This window comes from Burkholderia aenigmatica, assembly GCF_048627025.1.
GTDB lineage: Bacteria > Pseudomonadota > Gammaproteobacteria > Burkholderiales > Burkholderiaceae > Burkholderia > Burkholderia aenigmatica.
Map to the genome: position 1 here is coordinate 3,594,088 of NZ_CP184468.1, position 12,341 is coordinate 3,606,428.

Annotated in this window: 11 protein-coding genes and 1 tRNA gene; 5 read left to right on the forward strand and 7 right to left on the reverse strand. The window is 66.6% G+C overall.

The features are described from left to right. Positions 1–82 precede the first annotated feature (82 nt). The 4 genes from htpX to def all read right to left on the reverse strand — a co-directional run bounded on the left by htpX (position 83) and on the right by def (position 3,318). Positions 83–940: a zinc metalloprotease HtpX gene (gene htpX, locus ACN8ZM_RS16785; protein WP_011353570.1), complete on the reverse strand. Its 858-nt coding sequence runs from the start codon at positions 938–940 to the stop codon at positions 83–85. 100 nt (positions 941–1,040) lie between these two features. Then, positions 1,041–1,676 carry a LysE family translocator gene (locus ACN8ZM_RS16790; RefSeq protein ID WP_420210340.1) on the reverse strand — a complete coding sequence of 212 codons (636 nt, stop codon included), beginning with the start codon at positions 1,674–1,676 and terminating at the stop codon, positions 1,041–1,043. A gap of 120 nt (positions 1,677–1,796) precedes the next feature. Then, on the reverse strand, positions 1,797–2,780 hold the full coding sequence (gene fmt, locus ACN8ZM_RS16795) for a methionyl-tRNA formyltransferase (RefSeq protein ID WP_420210341.1): 984 nt from the start codon (positions 2,778–2,780) through the stop codon (positions 1,797–1,799). Between the two features lie 34 nt (positions 2,781–2,814). Beyond that, positions 2,815–3,318 (reverse strand): peptide deformylase, encoded by a 504-nt coding sequence (def, locus tag ACN8ZM_RS16800; RefSeq protein ID WP_048244704.1) that lies wholly within the window; start codon positions 3,316–3,318, stop codon positions 2,815–2,817. 185 nt (positions 3,319–3,503) lie between these two features. On the opposite strand from def, the gene dprA reads away from it, so the two are divergent. The 3 genes from dprA to ACN8ZM_RS16815 all read left to right on the forward strand — a co-directional run bounded on the left by dprA (position 3,504) and on the right by ACN8ZM_RS16815 (position 8,082). Beyond that, on the forward strand, positions 3,504–4,850 hold the full coding sequence (dprA, locus tag ACN8ZM_RS16805; RefSeq protein ID WP_420210342.1) for a DNA-processing protein DprA: 1,347 nt from the start codon (positions 3,504–3,506) through the stop codon (positions 4,848–4,850). 36 nt (positions 4,851–4,886) lie between these two features. Next, complete coding sequence (locus tag ACN8ZM_RS16810) at positions 4,887–5,267, forward strand: thioredoxin family protein (protein WP_021159864.1); 381 nt, start codon at positions 4,887–4,889, stop codon at positions 5,265–5,267. 193 nt (positions 5,268–5,460) lie between these two features. Continuing rightward, complete coding sequence (locus ACN8ZM_RS16815; RefSeq protein ID WP_043184744.1) at positions 5,461–8,082, forward strand: DNA topoisomerase III; 2,622 nt, start codon at positions 5,461–5,463, stop codon at positions 8,080–8,082. 131 nt (positions 8,083–8,213) lie between these two features. Here ACN8ZM_RS16815 and ACN8ZM_RS16820 read toward each other — a convergent pair whose 3' ends face one another. Further along, a complete protein-coding gene (locus tag ACN8ZM_RS16820; RefSeq protein WP_043184745.1) occupies positions 8,214–9,263 on the reverse strand; it encodes a LysR family transcriptional regulator in 1,050 nt (349 codons plus the stop codon). 426 nt (positions 9,264–9,689) lie between these two features. On the opposite strand from ACN8ZM_RS16820, the gene ACN8ZM_RS16825 reads away from it, so the two are divergent. Continuing rightward, positions 9,690–10,703, forward strand: coding sequence for a D-2-hydroxyacid dehydrogenase family protein (locus ACN8ZM_RS16825; RefSeq protein WP_043184746.1), 1,014 nt, complete (start codon positions 9,690–9,692; stop codon positions 10,701–10,703). A gap of 48 nt (positions 10,704–10,751) precedes the next feature. On the opposite strand, the gene ACN8ZM_RS16830 is transcribed toward ACN8ZM_RS16825, so the two are convergent. Both ACN8ZM_RS16830 and ACN8ZM_RS16835 read right to left on the reverse strand, forming a co-directional pair. After that, entirely contained in the window at positions 10,752–11,618 is an 867-nt protein-coding gene (locus tag ACN8ZM_RS16830; protein ID WP_043184747.1) for a patatin-like phospholipase family protein, read from the reverse strand. Between the two features lie 8 nt (positions 11,619–11,626). Next, entirely contained in the window at positions 11,627–12,031 is a 405-nt protein-coding gene (locus ACN8ZM_RS16835; RefSeq protein ID WP_043184748.1) for a PaaI family thioesterase, read from the reverse strand. Positions 12,032–12,219: 188 nt separating this feature from the next. On the opposite strand from ACN8ZM_RS16835, the gene ACN8ZM_RS16840 reads away from it, so the two are divergent. Beyond that, positions 12,220–12,295 (forward strand) — tRNA-Lys (locus ACN8ZM_RS16840). Positions 12,296–12,341: the final 46 nt, after the last annotated feature.

Consider the following 12,341-nt stretch of genomic DNA (forward strand, 5'->3'; position numbering starts at 1 on the left):
ACAAATGAAACACCCCGCAGCGCGAAGCGTGCGGGGTGGCATGACGGCCCCGCGCGGCAACTGCCGCACGGTGTGCCGTGGCTTAATCGAAGCGGCCGGTGCGCGCCATCTCCATCAGGCGCGCGATGCGCTCCTCGGTGGCCGGGTGCGTCGAGAACAGATTCTGCAGGCCGCCGCCGTGCAGCGGGTTCATGATCATCATCTGCGCGGTGGCCGGATGCTGCTCGGCCGCCTGGAACGGAATGCCCGCCGCATAGCGATGGATCTTGTCGAGCGCGGTCGCGAGCGATTGCGGATCGCCGGAAATCTGCGCGCCGCCGCGATCGGCCTCGAACTCGCGTGCCCGCGAAATCGCCATCTGGATCAGCGCGCCTGCGATCGGCGCGAGCAGCGCGACCGCGATACCCGCGATCGGGTTGGCCGGCCGGCCGTTCTCGTCGCGCCCGCCGAAGAACATCGCGAAGTTCGCGATTGCCGAGATCGCGCCCGCCATCGTCGCGGTGATCGTCGAGATCAGGATGTCGCGGTGCTTCACGTGCGCGAGTTCGTGCGCCATCACGCCGCGCATCTCGCGCTCCGACAGCACGCGCAGGATGCCCGTGGTCGCGGCAACCGCCGCATGCTCGGGGTTGCGGCCCGTCGCGAACGCGTTCGGCGCATCCTCGTTGATCAGGTAGACGCGCGGCATCGGCAGGTTCGCGCGCGTGGCCAGCTCGCGCACCATCCGGTAGAACTGCGGCGCCGTGTTCTCGTCGACTTCCTGCGCGTTGTACATGCGCAGCACCATCTTGTCCGAGAACCAGTAAGAGAAGAAATTCATGCCGAGCGCGAACAGCAGCGCAATCGTCATGCCGCGCGAGCCGCCGATCATCCCGCCGATCACGATGAACAGGGCCGTGATCGCGGCCATCAGCATCGCCGTTTTGACCCAATTGAACATACCCACTCCTTATCCGTCAGGGGACCCGCCGCACATCAAAGGGCGCGGCGGAAAATTGTAAGCGATTTGTTAGATAAGGTCTTGCCGGAAAAATTCAATCTCAGCGTTGCGATGCTGCAAGACGAAGGCCGAGGCCGACGAAAGCGCTGCCGACCGTGCGGTCGAGCCATTTCCTGACGCCCGGCTTGCCGGAAAAGCGCGCCGTGACACTGCCCGCGACCCAGGCGACCAGGCTGGTCCACACCGTGCTCATGGCGACGAACACGCCACCGAGGGTCAGGAACGCTAATGCCTTGTGCGGGCTGTCGGCCGCCACGAACTGCGGGAAAAACGACACGAAGAACAGCACGACCTTCGGGTTCAGCACGTTGGTCCAGAAGCCCTGCATGAACAGCTGGCGCAGCGGCTTCGCGGCTTGCGCGGCGGCCGTGCCCGACGGCTCGGCCGCCTGCTTCGCGATGATCATCCGCACGCCGAGGTAGATCAGGTAGGCGGCGCCGACCAGCTTGATCACCGTGAACGCGGCAGCCGACGCCGCGAGCAGCGCGGTCAGGCCGAATGCGCAGGCGAGCGCGTGAACGCAGCAGCCGGCCGAAATGCCGAGTGCCGACATCAGCCCCGCGCCGCGGCCCTGCGCGACGCTGCGGCCGACGATATAAGCCGTATCGGGGCCGGGCGTGACGTTCAGCAGGAAGACTGCCAGCACGAAGAAGCCGAAATGGGTGATGCCGAACATGAAAACCTCAAAACCGGAAAGCGCAGGGAAATTCTACGCGCGCCTGCCGCACCGCGCGACTCGGCCGTTCGGCCGATTGCGCATGCCCGGCAGGCCGTGTCGAATGACAGTCAGCCCGCTTCAGGCAACGTCAGTCAGCGCGAAACGCTGGCCCGCGGCGAGCGGCGAGCCGGCCAGGAATTCGCGCGCGGGCAGCCGCTTGCCGCCCGGCTTCTGCAACTGCGTGACGCGCAGCGCACCGCTGCCGCACGCGACGACCACGCCTTCCGGCGCGGCTTCGACGATCGTGCCGGGCAGCGCGTCGCCGCGCGCCTCCACGGGCTCGGCCGCCCACAGCTTGATCGCCGCACCGTCGAGCGTCGCGACGCCGCCCGGGAACGGATCGAACGCCCGCACCTGGCGCGCAAGCACGTCGGCGGGCTTGCGCCAGTCGAGCGCCGCTTCGTGCTTGCCGATCTTTTCCGCATAGGTCACGCCGTCGGCCGGCTGCGGCGTCGCCGGCAGCGCGCCGTCGCGCTCGAGCTGCACGAGCGCGTCGACGATCAGTCGCGCGCCTTCGGCAGCGAGCCGGTCGTGCAGGGTCGCGGTCGTCTCGTCGGGCGCGATCGCAACGCGCGCCTCCTCGATCATCGCGCCGGTGTCGAGGCCGATATCCATCTGCATCAACGTGACGCCCGTCTCGGCGTCGCCGGCCTCGATCGCACGGTGGATCGGCGCGGCGCCGCGCCAGCGCGGCAGCAGCGACGCGTGAATGTTGATGCAGCCGTCGCGCGGAATGTCGAGCACTTCCTGCGGCAACAGCAGGCCGTATGCGGCGACCACCATCACGTCATGCGGGGTCGTGCGCAGCAGCTCGATCGCATCGGCCGCCTCCGCCGGGTACTTGCCCGCGCGGCGCAGCGACGGCGGCTGCGCAACGGGCATCCCGTGCTCGACGGCGTAGCGCTTCACCGCGCTTGCCTGCAGTTTCATCCCGCGCCCGGCAGGACGATCGGGCTGGGTAAGCACGAGCGGCACCGGGAAACCGGCCTCGTGGATCGCGGCGAGGGCAGCCGCGGCGAATTCCGGCGTGCCGGCAAAAACTACGCGCAACGTATGGGTCATGACAGCGTTCGGGGTCGGGCAGGGTGAACGCGCGTCACATCGCGCGTTCGAGTTTCTTCATCTTCGTCTTGATGCGCGTCTGCTTGAGCGGCGACAGGTATTCGACGAACACGCGCCCCATCAGGTGATCCATCTCGTGCTGGACGCACACGGCCAGCAGGCCCTCGCAGTCGAGTTCGAAGGCCTCGCCCTGCTCGTTGAGCGCGCGCACGCGCACGTGATCGGGACGCTCGACTTCGTCGTAGATGCCGGGCACCGACAGGCAGCCCTCTTCATAGATCTGCTTTTCGTCGCTCGACCACACGATCTCGGGGTTGATGAACGCGCGCAGCTCGTTCTTCTCCTCGGAGACGTCGATCACGATCACGCGCTCATGCACGTCGACCTGCGTGGCCGCAAGGCCGATGCCCGGTGCCGCGTACATGGTCTCGGCCATGTCGGCGACGAGCTTGCGGATCCGGTCGTCGACCTTGTCGACGGGCTTCGCGACCTTGTGCAGCCGCTTGTCGGGGTAATGAAGAATGTTGAGTAAAGCCATGGCGTTCGGTATTCGGTGGAGCGGCGTGCCGCATCGGCCATCCGGCCGGCTGGCGCTGCTGCCGGGATGCAATGAAGATGAGGCGGACGCGCGGCGAATCAATGCCGCGGATCATGCCTCCTGCAATCGGCCGTGCGCCTGCGCGCGCGGCCCTGTCGAGTATTTCGGATGATGAAAATTTTATCATGGCGCCACGCGGTCCGCTGGCCACCGCATTCGAGGGGCGCCTCATGTCGCCGCAAGCGCTGACCACCTCCGCACTGCGCGCGTGGCTGCAGCTCGCGCATGCGCCCGGCCTCGCCCCCGCCGTGCTGCAGGCACTGCTCGATGCGTTCGGCTCGCCGGACGCGCTGCTGCGCGCCTCCGACCGGGCCATCGCCGCCGTCACCAGCCCCGCCGCCGCCCTGGCCGTGCGCGCGAGCGAGCGCGACGGTCTCGACGCGCGCACCGATGCCGCGCTCGCCTGGCTCGACGCACCGGGCAATACGCTCGTCACGCTCAACGATCCCACCTACCCGCCACGGCTGCGCGACCTGCACGATCCGCCGCCGCTGCTATATGTAAAGGGCCGGCTCGACCTGCTGCACGCGCGCTCGCTCGCCGTGGTCGGCAGCCGTCACGCAACGCCGCAGGGGCACGCCGACGCGACGCGCTTCGCACGCGAGCTGTCCGACGCCGGGCTGCCGATCGTGTCGGGCCTCGCGCTCGGGATCGACGGCGCCGCGCATCGCGGCGGGCTCGACGGCCGGTCGGGTACGGTCGCGGTGATCGCGACGGGCGCCGATCTCGTCTATCCGGCCCGGCACCGCGCGCTCGCCCACGAGATCGCCGCACACGGCGCGATCGTGTCGGAATGGCCGCTCGGCACGCCCGCCCGCGCGGCACACTTCCCGCAGCGCAATCGGCTGATCGCTGCGCTCGCGATCGGCGCGCTCGTCGTCGAGGCAGCCCCGCGCTCCGGCTCGCTGATCACCGCGCGGCTCGCGAACGAACTGGGGCGCGATGTATTCGCGATACCGGGCTCGATCCACGCGCCGCTCGCGCAGGGCTGCCACGCACTGATCCGCGACGGCGCGAAGCTGACGGCGGCGCCGCTCGACGTGCTCGAGGAATACGGGCTGGGCGAACCGAAAGCTGGCGTGGCGGGCGGTGCGGCGGGCTCCGGGCATCCGTGCACGGACACCGGCGACCTCCGCGAAACCGAAGCCGCCACTCGGCGCGCCGCTACCGCGGTCATCCAGGCTGGCGACCCCGTTCCAGCCATCGCGCCCATCCGGGACGAAGCACCGTCGCCGGCGCCACCGCTGCCCGCCAGCCCGTCCGAACAGGCCGTGCTGGCCGCATTGGGATACGGCCCCGTCACGTACGAATGGTTGACCGAGCACAGCGGCCTGCCCGACGACGTGCTGCATCGCGCGCTGCTTGCGCTCGAACTGGCCGGCCGCGTCGCCAGCCTCCCCGGCGGACGCTTCGCGCGGCTTGACGCGGCGCGCACCCCGCCCGTGCACGGCGTGCTACATTCCCCCGCATAGGGGCGGCCAAGCCGCCGACGATACCCAAGGAAACCCATGCCCGCGCTGAATCTCGACACCGATGCGGATCGGATCGCCGAGCGCCTCGCCGATCCCGGCACGTTGCTGGTCGCCTGCCTGTGCGCCGAGTGGTGCGGCACGTGCCGCGACTACCGGACGGCCTTCGACCAGCTCGCCGACGCGCATCCGGACGCCTGCTTCGCCTGGATCGACATCGAAACGCATGCCGACCAGCTCGACGATCTCGACGTCGAGAACTTCCCGACGATCCTGATCGAAGATACCCACACCGCGCGCTTCTTCGGCACGGTGCTGCCGCATGCGGCGATCGTCGAACGGATGCTGTCCGACCTGAGCGCGGTACCCGGTGCGCCGCACGCACCGAAATTGCGCAACGTCCTGACCGTCGAAGCCTGAATTCGCGAGCCGGCCCGGTGGTTTTGCGCGCGTTTGCGCGCCCCGCCGCGCCGGGCGCTTGCCGCCGTTGCGGCCCCCCTCTATGATGAGCCGCTTTTTGCACGCTGAGCCGCCATCGCTGCGGCGTGTGCTATAAAGCGGTCGTAAAAGGGACCCACAACCGGCGAACCCGGTCTACCAACACACACCTGTCATGTCCAAAGCACTGATCATTGCGGAAAAGCCTTCTGTCGCGAACGACATCGCACGCGCTTTGGGCGGCTTTACCAAGCATGACGAGTATTACGAAAGCGACGATTTCGTCCTTTCGTCCGCTGTCGGCCACCTGCTGGAAATCGCCGCCCCGGAAGAGTACGAGGTCAAGCGCGGGAAATGGAGCTTCGCGCATCTGCCCGTCATCCCCCCGCATTTCGACCTGAACCCGATCGCAAAAAGCGAGTCGCGCCTCAAGGTGCTCACCAAGCTGTTGAAGCGCAAGGATATCGACCGCCTGATCAACGCATGTGACGCGGGGCGCGAGGGCGAGCTGATTTTCCGCCTGATCGCGCAGCACGCGAAGGCGAAGCAGCCGGTCCAGCGCCTGTGGCTGCAGTCGATGACCCCGCAGGCGATCCGCGACGGCTTCGCGAACCTGCGCAGCGACGCGGACATGCTGCCGCTCGCCGACGCCGCACGCTGCCGCTCGGAAGCCGACTGGCTCGTCGGGATCAACGGTACCCGCGCGATGACCGCGTTCAACAGCAAAGGCGGCGGCTTCTTCCTGACGACGGTTGGTCGCGTTCAGACGCCAACATTGTCGATCGTCGTCGAACGCGAAGAGAAAATCCGCCGCTTCATCCCGCGCGACTACTGGGAAGTGAAGGCCGAATTCGCCTGTGCGGGCGGCTTCTACGAAGGCAAGTGGTTCGACCCGAAATTCAAGCGCGACGAATTCGACCCGGAAAAGCGCGACTCCCGCCTGTGGAGCCTGCCGGCTGCGGAAACGATCGTCGCCGCGTGCCGCGACCACGTCGGCACGGTCTCGGAGGAATCGAAGCCGTCGACACAACTGTCGCCGCTGCTGTTCGACCTGACGAGCCTGCAGCGCGAAGCGAACAGCCGCTTCGGCTTCTCCGCGAAGAACACGCTCGGCCTCGCGCAGGCGCTGTATGAAAAGCACAAGGTGCTGACCTACCCGCGTACCGACGCGCGCGCGCTGCCGGAAGACTACCTGTCGACGGTCCAGTCCACGCTCGAGATGCTCAAGGAAAGCCACAACTACCTGCCGCATGCGAAGCAGGTGCTCGACAAGGGCTGGGTGAAGCCGAACAAGCGGATCTTCGACAACTCGAAGATCAGCGACCACTTTGCAATCATCCCGACGCTGCAGGCGCCGAAGTCGCTGTCCGAGCCGGAGCAGAAGCTGTACGACATGGTCGTGAAGCGCTTCCTCGCCGTGTTCTTCCCGGCCGCCGAATTCCGCGTCACGACGCGGATCACCGAAGTCGCCGGCCATCACTTCAAGACCGAAGGCAAGGTGCTCGTCGAGCCGGGCTGGCTGCAGGTGTACGGCCGCGACGCCGAAGGCGCGGATGCGAACCTCGTGCCGGTGCAGAAGGACGAGAAGGTGAAGACGGACGAAATCGCCGCCGTCGCGCTCGTCACGAAACCGCCCGCACGCTACTCGGAAGCGACGCTGCTGTCCGCGATGGAAGGCGCAGGCAAGCTCGTCGAGGACGACGAGCTGCGCGAGGCGATGGCCGCGAAGGGCCTCGGCACGCCGGCCACGCGCGCGGCGATCATCGAAGGCCTGCTCGGCGAGAAATACCTCGTGCGCGAAGGCCGCGAACTGATCCCGACCGCGAAGGCATTCCAGCTGATGACGCTGCTGCGCGGGCTCGGCGTGAAGGAACTCACCGCGCCCGAGCTCACCGGCGAATGGGAATACAAGCTGTCGCAGATGGAGCGCGGCAACCTCGGGCGTGAAGCGTTCATGCAGGAAATCGCCCGCATGACGCAGCAGATCGTCAAGCGCGCGAAGGAATACGATTCCGACACGATCCCCGGCGATTACGCGACGCTCGAGACGCCGTGCCCGAACTGCGGCGGCCAGGTGAAGGAAAACTACCGCCGCTTCGCGTGCACGAAGTGCGAGTTCTCGATCTCGAAGATCCCGGGCAGCCGGCAGTTCGAGATCGCGGAAGTCGAGGAGCTGCTGCGCGAGAAGACGATCGGCCCGCTGTCCGGCTTCCGCAGCAAGATGGGCCGCCCGTTCTCGGCGATCCTCAAGCTGTCCTTCGACGACGAGACGAAGAACTACAAGCTCGAGTTCGATTTCGGCCAGGACACCGGTGGCGAGGAAGGCGAGGCGCCCGACTTCTCCGCGCAGGAGCCGGTCGGCGCGTGCCCGAAGTGCAAGGGCCGCGTGTTCGAGCACGGGATGAGCTACGTGTGCGAGCACTCGGTGGCCAACCCGAAGACCTGCGACTTCCGCTCGGGCAAGGTGATCCTGCAGCAGGAAATCACGCGCGAGCAGATGGGCAAGCTGCTGGCCGACGGCCGCACGGATCTGCTGCCGAACTTCAAGTCGTCGCGCACGGGCCGCAACTTCAAGGCCTTCCTCGTGAAGCAGCCGGACGGCAAGATCGGCTTCGAGTTCGAGAAGAAGGAACCGAAGGCCGCCGCCGCGAAGAAGACGGCAAAATCGGCGACGACGGATGCCGAAACCGTGACGGAAGGCGCCGAAGAGAAACCGGCACCGGCTCGCAAGACCGCCGCCAAGACCGCGACCAAGACGGCCGCTCGCAAAACGACGGCGCGCAAGACCGGCTCGTAACAATCCGGCCGCCGGGGCTTCCCCCGGCGCATCCGGCTCCGGCAGGCAGCCATAAAAAAAAACGCGGATCGATCGCTCGATCCGCGTTTTTTCTTTGTGCCGGCGGCAACCGCCGCCCGGCCGTCGCGCCGTTACAGCGGCGACGGCACCGCGACGCGCGTGCGCGACGAACGCGGCAGGCGCGGCGACAGGTTCGGGTCGGCCGCTTCCGGCTGCTCGGCACGCGTCTCGACACCGATCGGCGCCAGCGCAGAGCTCTGCGCGGCCCACTGCTCGCCCATCATCGCGTCGGTCGAGTGGCTGAAATGCTCGACGAGGTGGTCGATGAACGTGCGCACCTTCGCGGGCAGGTGGCGCCGGCTCGGGTAAGCGATGTTGATCTCGACCTGCGGCAGCCGGAAATCCGGCAGCAGCCGCACGAGCGCGCCACGCGCGATGTCACTGCCGATCAGGTAGCTCGGCAGGATCGCGACACCCATCCCGAGCAGTGCGAACTGGCGCAGCATCGCGGTGTTGTTCGCGACGATCACGTTGGTCGGGCGCACGCGCACTTCGCCGTCCGGCCCCGTGAACACGCGCTCGTCGCCCCAGTATTCGGTCGGCAGGCTCAGGCTCGGGTGCTCGGCGAGATGCTCCGGATGGGTCGGCACGCCGTGCTTCTCCAGATAGCTCGGCGTCGCGCACACGGTCATGCAGCCGGTAGTCAGGCGCCGCGTGACGATGCTCGCGCTGCGCATCTGGCGCGTGACGACGATGCCGACGTCGAAGCCTTCCTCGACGAGATCGACCTGCCGGTCGACCAGCGTGAGATCCGGCACCACTTTCGGGAAATTCTCCGTGTACGACTGCAACACGGGCGCGAGGTTATGCAGGCCGAACACGACCGGCGCGACGATGCGCAGCGTGCCGACCGGCTCGTGATTGCGCGCAACGACCATCTGTTCGACGTCCTCGAGCTCATCGAGGATCTGCCGGGCACGCTCCAGATAGACTTGGCCCGACTCCGTCAGGGAAAGGCTGCGCGTGGTTCGGTTCAGCAAACGCGTGCCGAGCCGGCCTTCCAGATCGGCGACGTGACGCGTCGCGACCGCGTTGGAGATATCCATTGCACTCGCGGCCCGCGCAAAACTGCCGAGATCTGCAACCTTGACGAACACGCGCATCGACTGCAAATGATCCATAAACGACTCCTGCCGCTGTTACAACTTCAAAAAGATGAAGCAAATGCGTAATTCTCCTACGACAGCGGAAATGATGCAGAGTTGCTCAACAAGGCCCCTGTTGACGATAAAAATAGTCAAAAATCCTCGCCTTCTGCGGATAGTTGATCCAATTATTCTGATTGGAGCAACAATTGGGTGAACCTCGTCGAGTAAGTGGCCGAATCAGGAAGGACGTATTTGATGCGACACAACAGCGCACCCTTCCACCCGTCTCGCAAGCGGCGTCGGGTCAGGCTGCCGCCAATTGCGGCGGAGCGTAACAACCTGTTAAAAAGACACCATGGAGGCGGCCGACGTAGCATCATGTCGGCCCCGGCCGGGCGGGACGGGTGCGCGACGTGCGCCGCCGCCACCGCCGCTTTCAACGCGCGACACCCGCTCACCATGAAAATTGCCATCCTCGACGACTACCAGGACGCCGTCCGCAAGCTGAACTGCTTCGAGATGCTTGCCGACCACGACGTAAAGGTCTTCAACAATACGGTGCGCGGATTGGGACAGCTCGCCAGCCGTCTGGCGGAAGTCGAGGCGCTCGTGCTGATTCGCGAACGGACCCCGATTTCGTCGCAACTGCTCGCCAAGCTGCCGAACCTGCGCATGATCAGCCAGACCGGCCGCGTGTCGAGCCACATCGATCTCGAAGCCTGTACCGACCGCGGCATCGCGGTGCTCGAAGGCACGGGCTCGCCGGTCGCGCCCGCCGAACTGACCTGGGCGCTCGTGATGGCCGCCCAGCGCCGCATTCCGCAGTACGTCGCGAACCTGAAGCAGGGCGCCTGGCAGCAGTCGGGCCTGAAGACGTCGGCGATGCCGCCGAACTTCGGCCTCGGCCAGGTGCTGCGCGGCCAGACGCTCGGCATCTGGGGCTACGGCAAGATCGGCCGGCTCGTCGCCGGCTACGGCAAGGCGTTCGGGATGAACGTGCTGATCTGGGGCCGCGAGCATTCGCTCGAGGCCGCGCGCGCCGACGGCTATACGGCCGCCGAAAGCCGCGAAGCGCTGTTCGAGCAGAGCGACGTGCTGTCGCTGCACCTGCGCATGCATGACGACACGCGCGGGATCGTGAAGCAGGAAGACCTGATGCGGATGAAGCCGACGTCGCTGCTCGTCAACACGAGCCGCGCCGAACTGCTCGAGGAAAATGCACTGGTCAACGCGCTGTCGCACAACCGTCCGGGGATGGTCGCGATCGACGTGTTCGAGAGCGAGCCGATCCTGCAGGGCTACAGCCTGCTGCGCATGGAAAACGTGATCTGCACGCCGCACATCGGCTACGTCGAGCGCGAAAGCTACGAGCTGTATTTCAGTGCAGCGTTCCGGAACATTCTCGCGTTCGACGACGGCGACATGTCGAGCGTCGCCAACCCGGAAGCGCTGACGCCGATCCGCAAGCGCTGACCGCACGGGCTGCGCACGCCGCGCGGCCCGCTTTTCCGATTCCCGCCATCAGGCGGCCACGCGGCCGCCCGTCATCGCGTCGACGCGCGTGAGGAAATGCTCGCCGTCGCGCCGCCCGAGGTCGTACGCATGCCGCATCTGCGACGGGCTCGTGTAATCCCAACTCGAAATCGGCACCTTGCTCGACGGCTGGACGTACAGCCGCCGCTGCTCGCCATGCGCGACCGTGAACATCTGCGGGCGCGGATACAGCCGCGTGACGAGCACCAGCACGTCGCCCGGCGTCGGGTCGAGCGCGTCGACCGGCACGTTGTCGACCATCCCGCCATCGAGCACGGGCCGGCCGCCGCGGCGCAGCACCGGCGTGAACGGCGGCGTGCAGGACGACTGCAGGATCAGGTCGGCGAGTTCGTCGACTCGCGTGCAGGCCTGCGCGCGCACGAATTCCGGACGAAAGCCGAGCGTGCGCCCGAGTGTCGGATGCAGCGTCTTGCGCACGTACTTCTCGATGTTGTACGCGACGAGGCCGGCGGCGACTGCACTGCGCGCGCCGAGCCAGCGCGGCACGTGCGACACGCCGATGCGGATCTCCGGCGCCGCGGCAAGCTGCGCGAACGGCTCCCCGTAGATGTCGAGCAGCGCCTGACGGTAAATCCGGTAATGCGGAAACACGGGCTCGCGCCCGAACAGGTTGCCCCAGTACGCGTTCTTCCGGTTGTGGCGCAGCGCCTCTTCGTAATAGCGCATCACCCAGGCGGCGTCGCGCGTATACAGCATGCACGCGGTCGCCGCGCCGGCCGAGATGCCGGTGATCACGCGCGGGCGCAAGCCGAGCGCCGGCTGGGCGACATCCCAGAAGCCGGCCTGCCACCAGCAGCGATTGCCGCCGCCCGCGAAGACGATCTGGTCGAACATCGCGCCGCTCAGCTGATGAGCGCGTAGGTCGACGTCGCGTGGACCGCCATCTTGCCGTCCTCGTCGAACAGCTCGACTTCGCCGAATACGAGATTGCGGCCCATCCGCAGCACGCGCGCGGTGACGAGCACGTCGCCCTTGCGCACGGGACGCATGAAGTTCGTGTTCAACGATACGGTCGTCATCGGCCGGAACTCGCCGAGCGCGACCGAGATCGCGACCACCATTGCGGTGTCGGCGGCCGCCGTGAACACCTGGCCGCAGATCACACCGCCCGAATGGCGGAATTCGCCGGAAAACGGCAGGCGCAGCGTGACGCTGTCGTCGCCGATCGACACAGGGACCAGACCGAGCGAGCGGACCCAGGGGGCCAGCAGGCGATCCAGCAATTCGCGGACTGCGTTTTCGTCCATCTTCGAAAGCCCAGAAAGTGTTGCGCGACCGCCGCGCAACACGGTGGCGTCATCATACCGGGAGCGCGGAAACTGCGATCGCTCGTTATCGGGCCGACAGCTGCGGTAGTCGTGACGAAATATTTGGGGAAATTTGCAGAAAGGGCTTGCAAGACCCGAAATACCCATGCATAATCTTTCTTCTGTTGGGGGCGTTAGCTCAGTTGGTAGAGCAGCGGACTCTTAATCCGTAGGTCGAGTGTTCGAGTCACTCACGCCCCACCAGGAATTCCGAAGCCCGGTTAGCGAAAGCTGACCGGGCTTTTTCCTT